Source organism: Ramlibacter sp., assembly GCF_050250995.1.
Taxonomy (GTDB): domain Bacteria; phylum Pseudomonadota; class Gammaproteobacteria; order Burkholderiales; family Burkholderiaceae_C; genus Ramlibacter.
In genome coordinates this window covers 78657-99087 of the sequence record NZ_JBFWNP010000014.1, presented here as the reverse complement: position 1 = coordinate 99087, position 20431 = coordinate 78657, and the positions used below count along the sequence as shown (strand labels likewise).

Annotated in this window: 19 protein-coding genes; 7 read left to right on the top strand and 12 right to left on the bottom strand. The window is 70.8% G+C overall.

Annotated features, from left to right (window positions below; all coding sequences use genetic code 11):
• The 7 genes from AB7E83_RS12145 to AB7E83_RS12115 form a co-directional block, all read right to left on the bottom strand.
• On the bottom strand, positions 1–619 hold a 619-nt coding region (locus AB7E83_RS12145; protein WP_428569658.1), incomplete at its 3' end, for a zinc-binding dehydrogenase.
• 46 nt (positions 620–665) lie between these two features.
• On the bottom strand, positions 666–2738 hold the full coding sequence (locus AB7E83_RS12140; RefSeq protein WP_428569653.1) for an FAD-dependent oxidoreductase: 2073 nt from the start codon (positions 2736–2738) through the stop codon (positions 666–668).
• A gap of 49 nt (positions 2739–2787) precedes the next feature.
• A complete protein-coding gene (locus AB7E83_RS12135) occupies positions 2788–3738 on the bottom strand; it encodes a tripartite tricarboxylate transporter substrate binding protein (protein ID WP_428569650.1) in 951 nt (316 codons plus the stop codon).
• Positions 3735–5117, bottom strand: coding sequence for an MmgE/PrpD family protein (locus AB7E83_RS12130; protein WP_428569648.1), 1383 nt, complete (start codon positions 5115–5117; stop codon positions 3735–3737). Before AB7E83_RS12130 ends, AB7E83_RS12135 begins: the two co-directional genes overlap by 4 nt.
• A 41-nt stretch (positions 5118–5158) precedes the next feature.
• Entirely contained in the window at positions 5159–7333 is a 2175-nt protein-coding gene (locus tag AB7E83_RS12125) for a molybdopterin cofactor-binding domain-containing protein (protein WP_428569645.1), read from the bottom strand.
• 11 nt (positions 7334–7344) lie between these two features.
• The gene (locus AB7E83_RS12120; protein ID WP_428569642.1) at positions 7345–7791 is read right to left on the bottom strand and encodes a (2Fe-2S)-binding protein; all 447 of its coding nucleotides are present in this window, start codon (positions 7789–7791) and stop codon (positions 7345–7347) included.
• Between the two features lie 25 nt (positions 7792–7816).
• Positions 7817–8776 (bottom strand): Bug family tripartite tricarboxylate transporter substrate binding protein, encoded by a 960-nt coding sequence (locus AB7E83_RS12115; protein WP_428569639.1) that lies wholly within the window; start codon positions 8774–8776, stop codon positions 7817–7819.
• 97 nt (positions 8777–8873) lie between these two features.
• On the opposite strand from AB7E83_RS12115, the gene AB7E83_RS12110 reads away from it, so the two are divergent.
• The 6 genes from AB7E83_RS12110 (at position 8874) to AB7E83_RS12085 (ending at position 14388) form a co-directional block, all read left to right on the top strand.
• The gene (locus AB7E83_RS12110) at positions 8874–10568 is read left to right on the top strand and encodes a class I adenylate-forming enzyme family protein (RefSeq protein WP_428569636.1); all 1695 of its coding nucleotides are present in this window, start codon (positions 8874–8876) and stop codon (positions 10566–10568) included.
• Positions 10565–11482, top strand: a complete 918-nt coding sequence (locus AB7E83_RS12105; RefSeq protein ID WP_428569633.1) for an SMP-30/gluconolactonase/LRE family protein — start codon at positions 10565–10567, stop codon at positions 11480–11482. Before AB7E83_RS12110 ends, AB7E83_RS12105 begins: the two co-directional genes overlap by 4 nt.
• Positions 11475–11888, top strand: a complete 414-nt coding sequence (locus tag AB7E83_RS12100) for a Zn-ribbon domain-containing OB-fold protein (protein ID WP_428569630.1) — start codon at positions 11475–11477, stop codon at positions 11886–11888. The genes AB7E83_RS12105 and AB7E83_RS12100 overlap by 8 nt, the downstream gene beginning before the upstream one ends.
• On the top strand, positions 11888–13036 hold the full coding sequence (locus AB7E83_RS12095; RefSeq protein ID WP_428569627.1) for a thiolase family protein: 1149 nt from the start codon (positions 11888–11890) through the stop codon (positions 13034–13036). Before AB7E83_RS12100 ends, AB7E83_RS12095 begins: the two co-directional genes overlap by 1 nt.
• Positions 13037–13050: 14 nt before the next feature.
• Positions 13051–13557, top strand: coding sequence for a MaoC family dehydratase (locus AB7E83_RS12090; protein ID WP_428569625.1), 507 nt, complete (start codon positions 13051–13053; stop codon positions 13555–13557).
• Between the two features lie 66 nt (positions 13558–13623).
• Positions 13624–14388, top strand: coding sequence for an IclR family transcriptional regulator (locus tag AB7E83_RS12085; RefSeq protein WP_428569622.1), 765 nt, complete (start codon positions 13624–13626; stop codon positions 14386–14388).
• Positions 14389–14394: 6 nt separating this feature from the next.
• On the opposite strand, the gene AB7E83_RS12080 is transcribed toward AB7E83_RS12085, so the two are convergent.
• Genes AB7E83_RS12080 through ccoG form a run of 5 tightly spaced genes read right to left on the bottom strand, consistent with a single transcriptional unit; the run spans position 14395 to position 18044 of the window.
• The gene (locus tag AB7E83_RS12080) at positions 14395–15030 is read right to left on the bottom strand and encodes a response regulator (protein ID WP_428569619.1); all 636 of its coding nucleotides are present in this window, start codon (positions 15028–15030) and stop codon (positions 14395–14397) included.
• Positions 15027–16094, bottom strand: a complete 1068-nt coding sequence (locus tag AB7E83_RS12075; protein ID WP_428569616.1) for a PAS domain-containing sensor histidine kinase — start codon at positions 16092–16094, stop codon at positions 15027–15029. Before AB7E83_RS12075 ends, AB7E83_RS12080 begins: the two co-directional genes overlap by 4 nt.
• A gap of 32 nt (positions 16095–16126) precedes the next feature.
• Entirely contained in the window at positions 16127–16348 is a 222-nt protein-coding gene (locus AB7E83_RS12070; RefSeq protein ID WP_428569614.1) for a hypothetical protein, read from the bottom strand.
• A 10-nt stretch (positions 16349–16358) separates the two neighbouring features.
• The gene (locus tag AB7E83_RS12065) at positions 16359–16616 is read right to left on the bottom strand and encodes a FixH family protein (RefSeq protein ID WP_428569611.1); all 258 of its coding nucleotides are present in this window, start codon (positions 16614–16616) and stop codon (positions 16359–16361) included.
• A 12-nt stretch (positions 16617–16628) separates the two neighbouring features.
• Complete coding sequence (gene ccoG, locus AB7E83_RS12060) at positions 16629–18044, bottom strand: cytochrome c oxidase accessory protein CcoG (RefSeq protein ID WP_428569609.1); 1416 nt, start codon at positions 18042–18044, stop codon at positions 16629–16631.
• 105 nt (positions 18045–18149) lie between these two features.
• On the opposite strand from ccoG, the gene AB7E83_RS12055 reads away from it, so the two are divergent.
• On the top strand, positions 18150–20390 hold the full coding sequence (locus tag AB7E83_RS12055; protein ID WP_428569606.1) for an ATP-binding protein: 2241 nt from the start codon (positions 18150–18152) through the stop codon (positions 20388–20390).
• Positions 20391–20431 lie beyond the last annotated feature (41 nt).

The following is a 20431-nucleotide window of genomic DNA, read 5'->3' as shown; positions in this document are numbered from 1 at the left end:
CCACGGAGTCGTATACCACCTTCACGCCGCGCCCCTGCGTGATCTCCATCAAGCGTTCGACGAAGCGCTCTTCGCGGTAGTCGATCGCGTGCGCGGCGCCATGCGCGAGCGCCAGCGCGCATTTCTCCGCGGAGCCCGCCGTCGCGATCAGGTTCAGGCCGAGCGCGCGCGCCCACTGGCAGGCGACGAGGCCGACACCGCCGGCAGCCGCGTGGAAGAGCACGTGATCGCCGGGGTGCAGCCCGCGCATCGGCAGGCACTGGCGCATGAGGCACTGCACCGTCAGCCCCTTGAGCATCACCGCCGCCGCCTCCTCGAAGCCGATGCCGTCGGGCAGCCGGCATACGTTCTGCGCCGGCATGACCCGCACGTCGCTGTAGCTGCCCGGCGGATGCGACGCATAGGCCGCTCGGTCGCCCGTGCGCAGATGCGCGACGCCCGCGCCGACCGCTTCGACGATGCCCGCGCCTTCCATGCCGAGCCGCATCGGCATCGGGTACTTCACGGGGTGGACGCCGGTGCGGTGATAGACGTCGGTGAAGTTGACGCCGATCGCGTGATGGCGGATGCGGATTTCGCCGGGGCCGGGCTCGCCCGCCGAGGCGGCGACGAGTTTCATCTCTTCCGGTCCGCCGTAGCGCGAGATTTCGATGGCGCGATCCAATTCAATGCCCTCCTGTTGCGGCGGATGCGCCCTCGCCCGCATGGGCCGCCATCCACCCTTGCCGCAAGACCGTGCAGGCGTCGGCGCGCGTGAAGCGGTCCGGCTGCACGAGCGCGGCCGCGACGTCCTTGCCGGTCCATGCCTCGATGGCGTCGCGAATGAAGCGCGTGCCCTGCTGCGGCGTCACCGGCCGCTGCGCATGGAAGGGCAGCAGCTTCGACTTCGGGAACAGCCGCAGGAACTCCTGCATCGGGTCCTCGTCGGCGAGGCGGCGGATGCCGAACAGGTCGACATCCGCCCGCGTGCCGAGGTCGTAGAGCGTTTCCGCCGCGCGAAACCACGGATCGCGCGGCGTCATGCCGTCGAAGTGAACGCTCGTCACGCTCGCCGGCAATTGCAGCACGCGCACGACGGCCTCGACGAGGTCGCACCAGCGCATGGCGTCGTCGGGCCGGAAGCAGCGGTCGTCGTCGTCCGGGACCCAGCCGCGGATCGCGGCCCACTGGATGGCCTCGAACCGCGGATGCGAAGACGCCACGTCGCGCAGGAACACGAGCTTGCCCTTGCGTCGCACGATCTCCGCCTGCACGTCCCCCACCGGCACCAGTGCAGGCGGCACGCCGCGCTGCACGGCGAGCGCCGCGGCGATGCCCGCCGCGATGCCCATCTGGATGCGCGCGGCTTCGACCCGCGTCGCGCCGAACGCGATGTGCGTCGCGCCGATGCCGCCGACGACCAGCAGGTTGTCCGCGCCTTCGCGGGGCAGCAGGCAGCCGTACGGAATCTGATAGGCCGCGCGGCTGAACCGTCCGGTGATGTAGCCGTCGGGATACGGCAGGCCGGGCGGCGCGGCGTCGGCGCAACCCTGCGATTCGTAGGTCCAGTCGGCAATGGCCACCGCGTCGGGCTTGAACGGCGGACGCACGCCGTCGCCCGCGAGGTAGGGGTTGACGTCGGACTCCGTCAGCGTCGCCCGGCCTTCGATGCGCCGTCCCTCGCGCACGAAGATCTGGTAGGGAAGATTGCCGTTGTCCGCGAACTCGTCGTGCGCGAGCCCGAGTTCGGGCATGCCGCCCTCGTTCTGGATGAACCACAGGTAGCCCAGCGCGCGGTCGACGAACCGCTGGCGCAAGTCCTTGCGGTCGCGCGGATGCGCGAGGATGTATTCGCGGTTCGGCCCGACGAGGTTGTTGCCCTTCACCATGCGATTGAGCAGGTACTTGCCGTTCACCAGAACATAGAGCGTGTCGAAATAGATCGGCTTGCCGGACGCATCCGCGCCCACTGGCGCCCACTCGTACACGCTCGCGTCGTAGCCGGGCGGCGGCTGCTTCAGGCGGTGCGCCGCCGTCGTGCTCGTATCGTCGTAGAGCCGGCAGTGCAGCCGGCACGCGAAGGCCATGATCCGGTCGTCGCCTTCGCCCGTGCTGCCCCGCAGGATGGAGTGCGGCAGGTACCCGTCGGCCGGCGCGCTCTTGTGGTTGGAAAAGAAGATCCGGCCCGCGTGCGGCTCCTGCGGCGAGCGCGCCTCGCGTCCCAGGCGGTAGGGTGCGCCCGACCATTCGACGACATCGGCCTCGTAGGTCGCGTCGATGACGACCTTCGCGCGCACGCGATGCGTCGGACCTTCGCGCGCCACGTTGCCCATCGCGTCGCTGGCCGCCTGCCACTGCACTTCGCGGATCGCGCCGCCTTCCGTGCTCGCGCCGACCGCCACGGCGCGCGTGCGCACCTCCAGCCCCTTCGTCTCGCTCGCGAGTTCGCGCCACACCTGCGCGGCCACGCGGCTTTCCCACACGAGATCGCCGCGCTTCGCATGCAGCGGATCGGCGTGGCCGATGCGCCGGTAGTACGCGCGGATGCGCTCGCCCACTTCCTCGGCGATGCCGCTGAGCGACTCGTTCTCGCCGCAGTCGAAGCCGAAGGTGCCGTTGGCGTTCATGCCGCCGAGCGTCGGCGTCGCCTCGATCAGCAGCACGCTGCGGCCGGAGCGCGCCGCGGAGATCGCGGCCGAGCAGCCGCCGGGGCTGCCGCCCACGACCAGCACGTCGACGTCGGTGTCGTTCGAACTCATCCTGCCGTTCTCCTCATGATGCCATCGCGGTGCATTGTGGCGCGCATCGTCAGCGGCGCTGCTGCGCCTCGATGGCGCGCGCGAGCGCGAGGTCGGCGTCGAGACTGCGCCGCAGCTGCGCGCCGTCCATGAAGGTCGGAATGAGGCCGCGCTGCACGACGTCGGCCTGCATGCCCGGATCGGCCATCACATCGCGGATCGCCCGGCTCAGCGTCGCCGCGGCCTCCGTCGGCAGGTTGCGGCCGCCGAGCACGAGAAACTGGCTCTCCAGCACGACCTGGCTGCCCAGCTCGCGCGCCGTCGGAATGTTCGGGTGCGAGGGGAGTCGGTCGCGCGTGAGCGCCATCACCACCTTGAGCTTGCCGCCCTTCACCAGCGGCGCATGGCTGCCGGCGGACCACGTGAGGTCGAGCTGGTTGCCCATGACCTGCTGCATCATTTCCGCCCCGCCCTTGAAGGGCACGCCGACGGAGGCGAAGCCGAGGTCCGCGCCGAGTCGCGGCGCGAGCCAGTCGAACGGCGCGGCGACGCCGATGGACACCGACCCCGCCTTGCGCGCATGCGCACGCAGCGCTTCCACGCTGTCCAGCGGCGAGTCGGGCCGCGCCACGAGGCAGTGGGGCGAACGCGCGAGCCCGCCGACATAGCTGAACTCGTCGAGGTCGAAGGGGGCGGCCCCGCGCTCCTGCGAGGTGTAGGTGAGCTCGTAGCTCGCGCACAGGCCGATGGTGTGGCCGTCGGGCCGCGCGGACTGCAACGCGCGGTGCATCACCACACCTCCGCCGCCCGGGCGGTTCTGCACGATGACGTTCCAGCGCTGGCGCTCCTGCAGGCGTTGCGCGAGGTAGCGCGCGAGCGTGTCCGCGGTGCCGCCTGCCGGGAAGCTGATGAGGAGGTCGATGGGGCGCGTCGGCGCCCAGGTCGCCGCTCGCACGGGTGCGGCGGCGGCTGCGGCGGCGGCGAACGCGCTCGCCAGGATCTCGCGTCGGTTGAAGTTCATGGGAGTCTCCTTGTCGGTGTCTGAAACAGTCTCGTGAGGTCGCGGATCGAGCGCACCGCGCGCAGGTCGGCGGTCAGGTCTTCGATGGCGGCCGCGGCTTCGGCGCCGAGGTGGCGCGTGGCGGTATCGCGAAAGCGCGTGAGGACGCCCGCGTCGTCGAGCGGCACGATGCTGTCGGCGCTCTCGAAGTGCTGCGTGCCGTCGCGGCGATGCACCGCGATCGCGGCGCCCTCCGCCTTCGGCGAGGCGCGCGTCAGGTCGTCGTCCACGCGCACGTCGATGCGCTGGCGAAGGCGCGCCACGCGCGCATCGGCGAAATCGCGCACGCGCGCTTCGTCGGGAATGCCATGCAGGAGCGCGAGCGCCACCCCATGCTGGATGCTGGACTTCGCGGCGAGCAGCGCATCGATGCGGCTGCGGTTGTCGCATCCGGGGTAGCCCGCGGCCGCGGCCGAGACGCGCACCTCGACGCGCTCCACCGCCTCGGGCGACAGCGGCGCGGTCTCGGCGATTCGCGCCGCCACCTGGCACGGCGTCTGCGCGAAGTGGCACACCGGCGCGGGCTTGAAATAGACGTGCTCGATTTCCAAGGGCGCTGCGGCATCCTGCGCGAACAGCGGCAGGCGCTCTCTTCCGCCGAGCGCCGCGACGAGACCGGCGGGGCCCTCGAGCGTCGACTCCGCGCCGACCGCGCCCTGGCTCGCCAGCAGCGCGGCCGTGATGCCGCCGCGCGCGGCGAAGCCGGCGTGGAAGAACACCTCCGTCGACATTGCGTACGCCCACTGATTCAGTCCCGCGGCCTGGTTGCAGGCGAACGCGGCCGCGTGGATCGCCTGGGACTCGTCCAGCCGCAACAGGCGCGACGCGGCCATCGCCGCGCCGAACGGCCCGATCCAGGCCGTGGGCCGAAAGACGCGCGCCGACTGCCGGTCGACCACCACGCGGCCGAGCCGTCCCATCGCTTCATAGCCCGCGACCACGGCGGCGACGAAGGCCGCCCCGTCCGCGTCTTCGGCCTCGGCCATCGCCAGCGCGGCGGGCAGCACCACCACGCCGATGTGCGAGGTGCTGGGCGGATGCATGTCCTCCCGCACCAGCCCATGCGCCTGCACGCCGTTGACGAAGGCGGCTTCGGCGGCGGACGTGCGCAGGTCGGAGCCGATGACGCCCGCAACGCCATGCGCACCCTGCGCGGCCGCGACCGCATGCGCCTGCCGGCTCCACGGCAGGTCGGCCGCTTCGAGGCTGCACGCGACCATGTCGAGCAGGCACAAGCGCACGCGATCCACCACCGGAGCAGGCAGTTCGCCCGCGTCGATCGCGAGCAGGCGACGCGTGAGCCTGCGAAGGTCGGACGCGGCGGGGGACGCATGCGGCATCGCCGAATCCGGGCCCGGGACGGACGAAAGCCCGGCCATCGTCACACCAGCGTGAGCCCGTGCGCCGACAACGGCAGCGAGCGGATCCGCTTGCCGCTCGCCGCGAAGATCGCGTTGGTGACCGCCGGCGCCAGCGTCGGCACCATCGCCTCGCCGACGCCGCCGATCGCGCCGCCGCCTTCGATGATGTGGACCTCGACCTTCGGCGAGCCCGCCATGCGCAGCACGGGGTAGTCGTGGAAGTTGCTCTGCTGCGCGCGGCCGTCCTTGATCGTGATCTGCTCGGCCGCCACGGCGCTCAGCGCATTGACGATGCCGCCTTCCATCTGCGCCTCGATGGTGTCGGGGTTGATGACCAGGCCGCAGTCGATCACGGCCACCACGCGATGGACCCGCAGCTTGTCGCCGCTCACCGACACCTCGGCGACCTGCGCCACGATGCTGTCGACGTTCTCGCAGAATGCGATGCCGCGCCCATGGCCCGGCGGCAGCGGCGAGCCCCAGCTCGAAGCCTGGATGGCCTTGTCGAGCACCGCGAGCCCGCGAGGGCTGTCGCGCAGCAGCTGGCGACGCAACTGCGCCGGGTCCTGGCCGACGGCCTGCGCCACCTCGTCGACGAAGCCCTCGATGAAGAAGCCGTTGTGCGAGGCGCCCACCGCGCGCCAGTAGCCGATGGGCACGTGCGTCGGCTGGTACACGTAGTCGATGTTCTGGTGCGGGATCGTGTAGTGCAGGCCCGACGCCGCGTTCTTCGTCGTGATGGCCATCACCGCCGCGTAGTCCAGGCCGTCCTTGAAGAACGCCGGCCAGAACTTCTCGTGGACCGACGGCCCGACGATGCGCATGCGGAAACCGTCGACGCGCGACTGCGCATCGAGCGTCGACGTCATGCGCGCCATCATCGCCGGGCGATGGAAGCCGTGCTGCATGTCCTCCTCGCGCGAATAGATCAGCTTCACCGGCCGCTTGACCGCACGCGCCGCGAGGATCGCGGGCTCGATGAAGTCGGTGTGGATGCGCCGGCCGAAGCCGCCGCCGAGCAGCGTGCTGTTGATCGTGACCTTCGCCTCCGGCAGTCCGGTAAGCCGTGTCGCCGCTTCGAGCGCCGTCGTCTGGCACTGCGTCGGCACCCACAGCTCGCACGCATCGGCGGTGACGCGCGCCGTGCAGTTCATCGGCTCCATGGGCGCGTGGTGGATGAAAGGCACGGCGTAGTCCGCGGTGACCGTGCGGCTCGCCGCCGACGAGGACGCCGCATAGTCGCCCACCGCGCGGAACTTCGCGCCCGCCGGTTGCGCGAGCTTCTCGCGTTCCTCGCGCAAGAGTTGCCCGGTGTCCACCTGGTCGAAGGCCGTCGCGCGGAACTTCACGTCCAGCGCATCGACGGCCTTCTTCGCCTTCCACCAGCTGTCGGCGACGACCACCACCGCGCCGGGGACCGTCACCACGTCGACGATGCCGGGGCGGCGCTTGATCGCGGCGGCACGCACGCTCTCCACCTCGGCGCCGTACACCGGCGCCGCGCGCATCGCGGCGTACAGCATGCCCGGCACCTTGACGTCGACGCCGTACACGCCGCTGCCGTCGACCTTCTCGGGAATGTCGGTGCGCGGCACGCGGCGTCCGATGAGTTGCAGCCGCTCGCGCGACTTGAGCTTCGGCTGCGCAGGCACGGCCAGGCGCGCGGCGGACGCGGCCACTTCGCCGAAGCCGACGGAACGCCCGCTCGCCCCATGCACGATGCGCCCGCGCTCGGCCTCGCACGCGGCGGGGTCGACGCCCCACGCGCTCGCCGCCGCGGCGACGAGCATTTCGCGCGCGGCCGCGCCCGCGTTGCGCATCGGCGCATACCAGAGACGCACGCTCCAGCTGCCGGACGTCAGCTGATATTTCGTGACGTCGGGACGTTGATAAGCGACGGCCGCGGGTGGCGGCTCGACCCGCACGCGCGTCCAGTCGGCGCCGAGCTCGTCGGCGATGATGGCCGCGAGGGACGACTGCGCGCCCTGCCCCATTTCCACCACCGGCACGGTGATGGTGACGCGGCTGTCCGGGTGGACGGTGAGGAAGGCGCCCATGCGAACGCCCTGCGCCTGCGCCTGCGCGGGCGCGCCCTGCGCAACCGCGTCGGCGGGGACCGAGATCATGAGGCCGCCGCCCGCGGCGATGCAGGCCGTCAGGAAGGCGCGGCGCTGGAGCACCGGTGCGTTGTGCATGGCGTGCTCCCTCACGTCCCGCTCACGCGGTGGATCGCGCGCTTCACGCGCTGATAGGTGCCGCAGCGGCAGATGTTCGCCACGGCCTGCTCGATGTCGGCGTCGCTCGGTTTCGGGTTGCGCTCCAGCAGCGCCACCGTCGCCATGATCATTCCCGACTGGCAGTAGCCGCATTGCGGCACCTGCTCCTGGATCCACGCGACCTGCACGGGATGCGAGCGATCCTTCGACAGGCCTTCGATCGTGCGGACCTTGCTCCGCCCGACGGCCGACACCGGAACGCTGCACGAGCGCACGGGCTGGCCGTTCAGGTGAACCGTGCAGGCGCCGCACAGGCCCGCGCCGCAACCGAACTTGGTGCCGGTCAGCCCGAGCTCGTCGCGCAGCACCCAGAGCAGCGGCGTGTCGCCGGACGCGGCGACCTTCCGGTCGGCGCCGTTGATGTTCATGGTGATCATCGAGTCGTCTCCTGGCGCCGCGCGCCTATTGCGGCTTCACGTTGGCGGCCAGCAGCACCGGCTTCCAGCGGTCGCGCTCCGCGCGCAGCAGCGCGGCGGATTCCTCCAGCGTGCAGACCATGGTTTCGTAGCCGAGCTTCAGGAAACTCTCGGCCGTGTCGGGCTGCTTCGTGATCTCGCGGATGGCGCTGTTCCAGCGCGCGAGCACCGGCTTCGGCGTCGCGGCGGGCGCGAGAATCACATAGCGCGAACTCACGTCCACGCCGGCCAGCCCCGACTCGCCCATGGAAGGAAACTCGGGCGCCACGGGCGTGCGCTTGTCGCCCACCACCGCGAGCGCCTTCAGCTTGCCGCTGCGGATGTGCGGCAGCACGCTGGAGATCGTGAACATGCCGATGGAGACGTGGCCCGCGAGCAGGTCCGCCAGCGCGGGGCCGTTGCCCTTGTACTGGATCTCGTTCAAGCGGATGCCGCCCTTCTGCATCATCAGCAGGCCGGCGAGGTCGTGCGGCGTGCCGACCCCGGGCGTGGCATAGGGCACCTTGCCGGGTTCCTTCTTCGCGAGCGCGACGAGTTCGGCGACGTTCTTCGGCGCGAAGCCGGGATGCGCCGCGAGCACGATGGGGGCGGAGGCGAAGTAGGCGACGGGCGCGAAGTCCTTGAAGACGTCGAACTTCAGGTTGGCGAAGATCTGCTCGAAGATCGCGACCGTGTCGCCATTGACGACGACGGTGTGGCCGTCGGGCGCCGCAGCCGCGGCGGCGGCCATGCCGATGGTCGTGCCCGCGCCGCCCTTGTTCTCGACGATGACGGGCTTGCCCAGCTGGCGGGCGAGCTTCTCCGTGATCTGGCGGGTGATCGTGTCGGTGCCGCCGCCGGGCGCGAGGGGCACCACGATGCGGAGCTCCCGTGCGGGAAATTCCTGGGCCCAGGCGGCGGCCGTGGCCATGCCGACCACGGCGGCGATGCATTCGCGTCGATTCATCTCTGTCTTCCTTTGCTTGCGTTTTGCGGTTCCGGCTTGAAAGCCATTGTCGATCTGCCTATACTCGGTTTGTTCACTTACGCGAACTCACTTCCCAATGACGAACAGCATAGCCGCCGAAATCGAAGATTGCAAGTCCGGTGCAACCCGGATTTCCGACGAAATCCCCTCGCTCCCTGCATCGGAGTCATCGGAGGCACCCGATGCGCCCGATACGCCGCCGGCTCCGACGCTGCCCGGTCTCATCCGTCATTTCGCGCGCTTCGCGCCGGAACGTGTTGCGCTCGTGGCCGGCGAGTTGCGGCTGACCTATGGCGAGCTCGAGCGTGCGGTCGCGGCCGCCGCCGCCGGACTGCAGTCGCTCGGCGTGCAGCGCGGCGAACGCGTCGCCGTGCTCATGGGCAATCGCGTCGAGTGGGTGATCGGCTCGCTCGCCGCGATGACGCTCGGCGCAACCGTCGTCGCGCTCAACACCTGGTGGACCGCCTCGGAAATCGAATATGCGCTCGAGCATTCGGAAGCGTCCTGCCTGATCGCGGCCGCGCGCTACCTTCGGCGAGAGTGGCCCGCCGAGGTCGACGCGTTGATCGCCCGCGGGCGGGTGCCCGCATTGCGGGTGCGGGTCGCCGTGGGCGACGGCGCGCCGGCGACCTGGGTGCCGTGGTCGCGCCTGTGCCGGGACGATCCACCGCCGGCTCCGTCGGCGCCTGGCGTGGACGACGTCGCGCTGCTGCTCTACACCTCCGGCTCGACCAGCCGGCCCAAGGCGGTGCAGCTCGCGCACGGCCACCTCGTGGAGAACCCCTGGCACATCGGACGCCGCCAGTGCCTGCGTCCGGACGACCGGCTGTGGCTCGCCGTGTCCCTCTTCTGGGGTTTCGGCTGCTCGAATGCGCTGCCGGCGATCCTGTCGCACGGCGGCTGCCTCGTGCTCCAGGAGAGCTTCGACGCCGGCGAGGCGCTGGCGCTGATCGAGCGCGAGCGCTGCACCGTCGTCTACGGCACGCCCAACATGTTCCAGGCGATGCACGAGCACCCGGATCGCGCGCGCCGCGACCTGTCGAGCCTGCGCACGGGCACCACGCTCGGCACGCCCGAGCAGTTGATGCGCGTCGTCGCGCTGGGCGCCACGCAGATCTGCAACGTCTACGGCCTCACCGAGATCTACGGCAACTCGCACGCCACCTCGGCCGACGATCCGCTGGCGCTGCGCCTCGCGTGGTCGGGACGGCCGCTGCCCGGCGTGTCGCAGCGCATCGTCGATCCGCAGACCGGTCTTGACCTTCCGCCCGGCGAAGTCGGCGAGCTGCGGCTGAAAGGCCGCGTCATGCTCGGCTACCTCAAGGACGAGGCGCAGACGCGCGCCGCGTTCGACGAGCAGGGCTACTTCCGCACCGGCGACCTCGCGGTCGTGGACGCGCAGGGCAACATGCAGTTCCGCGGCCGGCTCAAGGAGATGGTGAAGACCGGCGGCATCAACGTGTCGCCCGCCGAGATCGAGTCGGTGCTGATGACGCACCCGGACGTCCAGCAGGCGCTCGTGACCGGCGTGCCCGACGCGGTGCGCGACGAAGTGCTGGGCGCGGTCGTGATCGCGCGCGAAGGCCGCGCGCTCGACGCCGATGCGCTGCGCGGCTTCTGCCGCCGGCAGCTCGCCGCGTACAAGGTGCCCAGCTACTTCTGCTTCACCACCGAGGACGCACTGCCGCTCACCACCACCGGCAAGGTGCAGAAGAACCGGCTCGCGCAGGTGTTCTTCGCGCGCGAGTCGAGCACGGAGGCGGCGTCGTGAAAATCGTCGAAGCCGACAACCTCCTGGGGGAAGGCCCGCAGTGGAATGCCGCGCGGCAGGAACTCGTGTGGATCGATGGCTCGAAGCCGCACCTGTGGCGGTGGCGCGCGGGCGCGGCGCGGGCCGAGCCGTGGCCGCTGCAGCGTCCGCCCGCGGCGGTGCTGCCGCTCGACGACGGCCGGCTCGTCATCGCGTTTCGCGCGGGGATCGCCATCGCGGAGTCATTCGGCGCCGCGATTCGCCCGCTGGAACTCCCCGGCCTCGACCTCGGCGACGAGCGTTTCAACGATGCGAAGGTCGATGCACGCGGTCGCCTGTGGATCGGCACCCTCGACCGGCGGCTCACGCGCCCCATCGGCCGCCTGTATCGCATCGACGACGCGTCGGTGGCCGCGATGGACAGCGGCTTCGCGCTGTCCAATGGCATCGCGTGGTCGCCGGATGCGTCGACGATGTACTTTTCCGAATCGATGGACCGCGTGGTGCATCGCTACGCCTTCGACGTCGAAAGTGGCGGCATTCGCCGGCTCGATCCGCTGATGCGTGTCGAAGGACCGCCCGCCAAGACCGATGGCCTCACCGTGGACGCCGAAGGCGGCATCTGGTGCGCGATCTTCGGCGGCCGCCGGATCGAGCGTCGCCGGCCCGACGGCGCGCTCGACCGCACGATCGAACTGCCGGTGACGAACCCGACCAGCTGCACCTTCGGCGGCGCGGACCTGCGCACCCTTTTCGTCACCACCGCGCGCTACGGCCTCGCACCCGATGCGCTCTCGCGCGAACCGCACGCCGGCTGCTTGCTCGCGCTCGATGCCGGCGTGCAAGGCATCGCCGAGCCGCAACTCGCTTCCACCAACCTGCTGCTGGCCCAGCCGGCGGCGCGCATTCACCCCCCGGAGTCCGCCCATGCCTGATCCCCTGCCCGACCTGCCGCCGCTGCGCGAAGGCCTGATGCAACTCGACCCGCCGCGCCTCCTGGGCGCCGAATGCCGCGCCTGCGGCGGCCGGCATTTTCCGGCGCGGACCTTCTGCCCCGCCTGCAACGCGGACGATGCGCTGTCGCCCGTGGCGCTGAGCCCGCGCGGGCTCGTGCATTCGTGGACCATCGTCCGCCAGGCGCCGGCGGGACGGAAGACGCCGTACACACTCGCCTACGTGGACCTCGACGACGGCGTGCGCCTGCTCGCGCAGCTCGAACACGCCGGTGCGGAGCCCGGCATCGGCATGCCGGTGCAACTCGCGCTGCGCGCGGTCGAGATGGACGACGGCAGCGCGCGGCTCGGTTATCGCTTCACCCCTCTCGCGGAAGGAAACGCCTGATGCGCACGCTTCATATCGCCGGCGCGGGCATGGTCCGCTTCGGCAAGTTTCCCGCCTCGGTCACCTTCGAGCAGCTCGCCTGCGGCGCCGCGCGCGCCGCGATGCAGGACGCAGGGGCGAGCCGCAAGGACATCGAGGCCGTGTTCGTCGGCCACGTCTTCGGCGGCCCGGTCGCGGGCCAGCGCGTCGCCGTCGAACTCGGCCTCGGCGGCCTGCCGGTGAGCAACCACGAGAACTACTGCGCGAGCGGCGCGACCGCGCTGCGCGAAGCCTGGCTCGCCGTGGCCGCGGGGCTGTACGAAGTCGCACTCGTCATCGGCGCGGAGAAGATGACCGACCGCATCAAGGGCGGCGTGGCGCCCGACCCGAGCGACCTCGACGCGATGCAGGGCTTCATCATGACGGCCGGCCATGCGCTCAGTGCGCGCCGCTACATGGCCGACCACGGCGCGACGCGCGAGCAGATCGCGATGGTGGCCGTGAAGAATCACGAACATTCGCAGCACAACCCGTATGCGCACTACCAGAACCCGGTGTCGCTCGAACAGGTGCTCGCGGCGCGGCCGGTCGCCGATCCGCTGGGCGTGCTCGATTGCAGCCCGATCAGCGACGGCGCGGCAGCCGCCGTGGTCTGCAGCCGCGAAGGGCTGCGGCGACTCGGTATCGTGGAGGCGAAGCCGGTGGTGCGCGGCATTGGCCTCGTGAGCGGGTCGCTGCGCACCGGCCTGCACGACCTGAACGAGGAAGACATTTCGCGCCGCGCGGGCGAGCAGGCGTATGCGCTCACGGGCGTGGACCCCGAAGATATCGACCTCGTCGAGATGCACGACTGCTTCACCATCGCGGAAATCGTGCGGCTCGAGGGCCTCGGGCTCATCCCGCGCGGCGAAGGCGCGCGCTGGACGCAGGACGGCCACACGCGCGTGGGCGGCAGGCTGCCCGTGAACGCGAGCGGCGGGCTGCTCTCGCGCGGCCACCCGGTGGGCGCCACCGGCATGGCGCAGGTGTGCGAGCTGTACTGGCAGCTGAGCGGCCGCGCGGGCGGGCGCCAGGTGCGCGATGCCCGGCTGGGCCTCGCCTACTGCAAGGGCGGGACGGTGAGCGGGACGGATGGCGGCTCGGTGACGACGGTCGTCGTTTCGGCGTGAAGGGAGTCCTGGCCATGAACACGAATGAAATGCCCTGGCGCGACCGCTGCTTCGAGGACTTCCGCGTCGGCGACCGCTGCGAGCACCGGCTCGCGCGCACCGTCAACGGCTACGACAACACCCTCTTCACGCTGCTCACGCAGAATCCCGCGCCGCTGCACCTGGACCACGAGTACGCGCGGGCGGCGGGCTTCGACAAGCCGCCGCTGAACTCCACCTTCACGCTCGCGCTCGTCACGGGCCAGTCGGTCGCCGACCTCACGCCCAACGTGATGACGAACCTCGGCTGGTCGGAGATCCGCCTGCCCGCGCCCGCCTTCGAGGGCGACACGATTTACAGCGACTCGACCGTGGCGGCCCTGCGCGACTCCGCGTCGCGTCCCGCCGTCGGCATCGTGGAGCTGCACACGCGCGGCTGGAACCAGGCGGGCACGGTGGTCATCGAGTTCCGCCGCACGGTGCTCATGTACCGGCGCGCGCACCTGCCGGCCCGGCCGCGGCCCCGGCCGCAGGCGCGCTGAAGCGGCCGCCCGACGGGGCCCCGGGCGCGGGTGCTATCCTCGCCCGAGTCCCCGCGCCACAGAACAATGTCCAAGTCAGCGCTCCGCGTTCTCGAGATCATGGAGTACATCGCCGGCCAGCCGTCGGGATGCACGCACACCGCCATCGCGCAGGGATTGAACATCCCCAAGAGCAGCCTGACCGCGCTGCTGCAGGACCTGCAGTCGAAGGGTTACATCCAGCGGCAGCCGGACACCGGCGCGTTCACGATCGGCGTGCAGGTGCTGTGGCTCGCGAACTCCTACCTGCGCAACCTCAACCTCGTGCGCGTGGGCCAGCCCATCGTCGCGGAGCTGTACAGCGAGGTGCGCGAATTCTCCGTGCTGGCGATTCCGAGCGGGGGCGAGTACGTCGTCATCTGCACGGAGAGCGTGCCCTCCGTCTTCGGCCACAGCCTGCAGCTCGGCTCGCGCGGGCCGCTGCAGCATTCGGCGCTGGGCAAGGCGATGCTCGCGTTCGGGCCGCAGGCGTGGGTCGACGAGGTGCTCGCCCTGCTGCCCGAAGCGCCGACGCGCCAGGCGAAGGCGCGCGGGCCGGAGCTCGAGAAGGAACTCGAGCAGATCCGCCGCACCGGCATCGGCCGCTCGCGCGGCGAGGCCATCGCGGGCGTCGAAGGATTCGCGGCGCCGGTGTTCGGCGCTGCGGGTGTGCCGGTGGCCGCGCTCGGCGTGGGCGTGCCGGTCAGCGAACTGGCGCGCGGGGAGGCGTCGAAGATCGAGGCGGCGCTGCGCAAGCTGGCGTTGAAGCTGTCGAAGCAGCTGGGGTGGTCGGGGGAAGTGCGGGCGGCTTGAACCCGTTCAGGGCTCCCCCAGCCCGTGCTTCATCGCGTACTTGATCAGCTCCGCCTGATTGCCGATCCCGAGCTTGTGCATCAGGTTGGCCTTGTGCGTGCTCACCGTCTTCACCGACAGGTGCAGCTGCGCCGCCGCCTCGGTCACCGAGGTGCCGGCGGCCAGCATTCGAAGTACCTGGAACTCGCGGTCCGACAGGACCTCGTGCGGCGCGGCATCCCCGCCCGGCATGGCGCCCAGCGCCAACTGCTCCGCGACCTCGGCGCTGATGTAGGCGCCGCCCGCAGCCACCTTGCGGATCGCCTGCTCCAGCTGCGCCGGCGCGCTCTCCTTCGTGAGATAGCCGCTCGCGCCCGACTTGATCGCGCGCACCGCGTACTGCGTCTCCTCGTGCATGGACAGCACGAGGATGCGCAGCTTCGGCTTCTCGGCCTTCACGAGCCGGATCAACTCCATGCCGCTGCGCCCCGGCATCGACAGGTCGAGAACGAGCACGTCGAACGCGAGTTCGCGCACGCGCTCGAGCGCCTGCGTGCCGTCGGCCGCCTCGCCCACGACCTCGAAGTCGCGGACTTCGCCGACGATGCGCTTGAGGCCCTCGCGCACGATCGCATGATCGTCGGCCAGCACGACGCGGATCATGCGTCCGCCTCGCCGACGGGGATGCGCGCCTCGACGGTGGTGCCCGCGCCGGGTTCGCTGCGCACCTCCACGCCGCCGCGCAGCAGCTGCGCCCGCTCGCGCAGGCCCACGAGCCCGAGCGACTGCGGCTTGCGCGGGTCGTCCGGGCGGAAACCGCGGCCGTCGTCGCGCACGGTCACGACGAGCACGTCGTCCTCGCGCGCCACGCCGACGTCCACCCGCGACGCGCCCGCGTGCTTGCCGGCGTTCGTCAGCGACTCCTGCACGATGCGGAAGACGCCCGTCGCATAGGGCTCGGGCAGCTCGATCGTCTCGTCGGCATCGAGCACGCACGCGACACCCGTGCGTTGCATGAAATTCTGCACGAGCCACTCGATGGCGGGGATGAGGCCGAGATCGTCGAGCACGAGCGGGCGAAGGTCGGCCGAGATGCGGCGCGTGGACGCCACGGCGCTGTCGAGCATCTCGAGCATGCCGGCCAGGCGCGCCTCGGAAGCGCCGCCGCCCTTCTGGTCGCGCAGCGAGATCGTGTCCATCTTCAGCGCGGTGAGGGTCTGCGCGAGCTCGTCGTGCAGCTCGCGCGCGATGCGCGAGCGCTCCTGCTCGCGGATGCCGCTTGCCTCCGCGGCGAACGCGGCGAGCTCGCGCTGGGCCCGCACGCGCTCGGTGATGTCGCGCAGGATCGCCGTGTAGATCTTGCCCTGCGGCGTGTCGAGCTGCGAGATGGACGCCTCGACCGGAAACTCCTCGCCGTTCGCGCGCAGCCCGTACAGCACCGTGTTGCCGCCCATGCGGCGCGAAGTGACGCCCGTGTGGCCGAAACGGCCCACCAGCCCCGCATGGCGATCGCGAAACCGTGCCGGCAGGAGCGTCTCGAGCGGCTGCCCGTGCATCGTCGCGGCGGGAAAGCCGAAGATGGCTTCGGCCGCGCGGTTGTAGAGCACGATGCGCTGCGACGCGTCGACCGCGATCACGGCGTCCATCGCGGAATCGAGCAGCCCGCCCAGCCAGGCGTCGGCGTTCGGGCCCGTCAAGGGCAGCGGCGGTGTGGGAGGGGAGGACACGCTGCGAATTTACCGCAGCGCGTGGCCCCCCTTCATTCGCCTCGCGCCTGCAGCGACGCGCTCAGCGCGCAACCGACCGCCGAGATCGCCCAGAACACGAAGAACGCCACCGTGTAGACCGCCTGGCGCGACAGGTGCAGCGCCGGCAGGCCCCAGTTCAGCTCGGCCGGGTCGACCTGCGCGAACACGACGAATTCGAGCGCGCACGCGCACAGGAACGCGGGCCAGAGCACGGACATCGCGAGTCGCCCCATGGCCGCGTCCTCAGGGCCGCTCGGGCGTGACGACATGGTTGCGCCCCTGCTGGGCCGGCGCCATCGCCTTGTCGCGGGCGGCGAGCGTCTTGTTGATCTCGATGCCGCGGCGGTAGTAGTCGGGCGCGATCACCGGGTCGGGCTGGCGAATCGCGATCCAGAGCGTGGCGAAGCCCGCCACCACCACGGCCGCCGGGCCGGCGATCAGCAGCCACACGTGGCCGTGGCGCCACCAGGGCGAGGGCGCGGGTTGCGGGTCGGTCGTCATCGTCTTGTCTCCTTAGCGCGGCACGAGGAACACGGACTTCTCGCGCACGTGCGCGTCGCCGTCCACCGTGCCGATGTCGAAATGGATGGCATGCGAGCCGGCGGCGGCCGATCCGTACGGAATCTGCAGCCGCACCGGCACCCAGCGCGATTGCGCGGCGGGCACCTCGATCTCCGTGTCCGAAGCGACGGCCAGGCCGGCCAGCCCCTCCGCGCGGATGCGATAGCGCTGCGTGCGCTCCGTCGCGTTCATGACCTGCAGGCGGTAGACGTTCTCCAGCCGTCCGCCGGGCACGATGCGCGCGAGCGCGGCGCGGTCGCGCACCACGTCCACCTTCAGCGGCGTGCGCATCGCGAGGCTGATCGCCAGGCCCACGGCGATCGCGCCCAGAATGAGCGTATAGACGATCACGCGCGGGCGCAGCACCCGCGCGAGGATGCCGTCGCGGCCGTAGCCTTTTTCCAGCGCGTTCTGCGTCGTGAAGCGGATGAGGCCCGGCTCGTACTTCATCTTCTCCATCACGCCGTCGCACACGTCGACGCAGGCCGCGCAGCCGATGCACTCGAGCTGCAGGCCCTTGCGGATGTCGATTCCCGTGGGGCACACCTGCACGCACAGCGAGCAGTCGATGCATGCGCCCAGGCCCTTGGAGCGGAAGTCCGCGAGCGAGCGCGGACGCGAACCGCGCGGCTCGCCGCGCTTCGCGTCGTAGCTGACGATGAGGGTGTCACGGTCGAGCATCGCGCTCTGGAAGCGCGCATAGGGGCACATGTACTTGCACACCTGCTCGCGCATGAAGCCCGCGTTGCCGTAGGTCGCGAAACCGTAGAAGAACACCCAGAAGACTTCCCAGGAGCTCATCCGCGTCTGCAGGAACTCCATGCCGAGCTCGACGATGGGCGTGAAATAGCCGACGAAGGTGAAGCCGGTCCACAGGGCGAGGCCGATCCACAGCAGGTGCTTGAACCACTTCTTGACCAGCTTCTCGAGCGAGAACGGCGCGCCGTCGAGCTTCATGCGTTCGTGCCGCTCGCCCTCGACCTTGCGCTCGATCCACAGGAACATCTCGGTGTAGACCGTCTGCGGGCAGGCGAAGCCGCACCAGAGGCGCCCCGCGACCGCGGTGAAGAGGAACAGCGACAGCGCGCTCACCACGAGCAGCCCGGTCAGGTAGATGAAGTCCTGCGGATAGAGCACCCAGCCGAACAGGTAGAAGCGCCGCGCGCCGAGGTCGAAAAGCACGGCCTGGCGCTCCCCCCACTGCAGCCACGGCAGACCGTAGAAGACGAGCTGCGTCAGGAAGACGAAACCCCAGCGCCAGCGCGCGAAGAGGCCCTGTACCGTTCGCGGGTAAACTTTTTTCTGCGATTCGTAGAGGGATTGCGGTTCGCCCTCGGCGGGCGCCGGGACGATGGGAATCACTTTCATGACGTCGATGGTCGGGTGTGCGGCGCACGCGCGGTTTGATCCAGGTCATCGCCCCACGAAAGAACATGGCTCGTGCATACTCGGCGGACCCCACCCCGAGGCCCCATGCCACCCGCGGCCACCGCATCGATCCCCGCCGAACTGCCGAACGCGGTGCCAGCCGCGCCGGCGCCATCCCCCGAGGCCACGGGGTCGTCCGCGTCCGCGGCAGCGGCGCCGTCCCTGCCCGCGCCCGAGCGCGGCATGGCGCGCGGCCTGTGGACCCTGCGCCTTTTCATCGTCCTGTGCGTGGCCGTCGCGCTGCTGCTCTTCGGCGCATTCGCCGTGTACCGCTGGCAGCAGATGCTGGAGGAGGCCGAGGTGCGGCTCGTGCGCTCGCTGTCGATCGCGCACGAACACGCCCTGCGCGTGCTCGACACCAACGAGATACTCGCGCGCCATGTGCTCGACCTCGTGCGCGACGACGACGACGCCCGCCTGCTGCAGCGGCAGGACGCGCTGCACCTGCAGCTCGTGGAGCTGGCGCGCAACAAGCCGCAGGTGGAGTCGATCTGGGTCACCGACGCGCAGGGCGGCACCGTCGCGACGAACCGCTTCGCAAAGCCGCCCGAAGGCCGCAACGTGGCCGACCGGCCCTATTTCCAGTGGCACCGGGACAAGAAGGGCGGCGTGTTCGTCTCCGCCGCGATGAAGGGGACCGCGCCCGGCGACCGCTTCTTCAACCTGAGCCGCGGCCGCTACCGCGCCGACGGCAGCTTCGCGGGTGTCGTGTCGGTGGGCCTGCACGCCGGTTACTTCACGCGCTTCCACGAGGAACTGGCGGCGGACGAGCCCGGCCTCGCCATCACCGTGTTCCGCAACGACGGCGAGGTGTACTCGCGCTGGCCGCCCTTGCCGGGCGCACCCGAGCGCATGTCGCCGCGCGGCGAGGTGCTGTCGCGGGTGATCGCGGGCGAGACCAGCGGCGTGGTGCGCAGCGTGTCCTCGCTCGACGGGCAGAAGCGCGTGATCTTCTTCAGGAAGCTCGGCGACTATCCCGTGTACATCGGCACCGGCCGCGAGCTGAGCGCGATTCGCACCGAGTTCCTGCGCGAACTCGGCCGCGTCGCCGCCATCGCCGCGCTGCCCGCGCTCGGCCTGCTGTGGGCGGCCTGGCTCGCGCTGCGCCGCACGCGCGAGGCGCTCGACGCCGCGCACCGGCTGCACGAGGAATCGCAGGCGCGCCGCCAGATCGAGGAAGCGCTGCTGCAGTCGCAGAAGATGGAGGCGCTCGGCCGCCTCACCGGCGGCGTGGTCCACGACTTCAACAACGCGCTGATGGTGATCAGTGGCAACCTGCACCTGCTGCGCCTCGCGCAGCCCGCGCCGCCGGCGAAGTTCACCGACGCCATCGGCCGCGCGGTCGAGTCCGCGACGAAGCTCACGCGGCAGCTGCTCGCCTTCTCGCGGCGGCAGGCGCTCGCGCCGGAGACCTTCTCCCTGCAGGAACGCCTGCCGCCGATGCGCGACCTGCTCGCGCCGACGCTCGGCAGCAAGATCCCGGTGGAGATCGCGATCGCGCCGGACACCGCGCCCATCCACGTCGACCCCGCCGAATTCGAACTCGCGCTCATCAACCTCGCCGTGAATGCGCGCGATGCGATGGAGGCGGGCGGCCAGCTCACGATCACGGCCCGCAATGCGCCGGACGCGGCGGGCTGGGTGTGGGTCGAGGCGATCGACACGGGCCAGGGCATGGACCCCGCGACCGCCGCGAAGGCCTTCGATCCGTTCTTCACCACCAAGCCGCTGGGCAAGGGCACGGGCCTCGGCCTGAGCCAGGTGCATGCGCTGTGCAAGCGCGCGGGCGGCGACGCGAGCCTGGAGAGCCGACCGGGCGCGGGCACCACCGTGCGGATGAAGTTCCCGGCCTCCACGGGTCCGGTCGCGCCGTCCGCGGCGCCCGATTCGCTGCCCGCGAAGATCGACGCGCGCGTGCTGCTCGTCGAGGACAACGCCGAGGTCGCCGCCGTGATCGTGCCCGTGCTCAAGCGCCTGGGCTGCCACGTCGTGCATCGGGAAAGCGCCGATGCCGCCGTCGACTGGCTGTCGAAGTATGCGGACGAGGTCGACGTGCTGCTCACCGACGTCGTGATGCCGGGGGAGCGCGACGGCCTTGCGCTCGCGCGGGAGGTGTCGGCGCAGCACCCCCGCATCCGCATCCTGGTCATGACCGGCTATGCCGAGCAGATCGATGCGATTTCGCGCCTCGGCTTCGGCGTGCTGCCGAAGCCTTTCGCGCCGCGCAGCCTTGCCGAAGCCATGGAGCGCGTGCTGGCATCGCCTGCCGGCACGGCTCCCCTGTGACGCCACGTTCCCGACGGGCACGAAGCTGGCGCCCCGGTCGG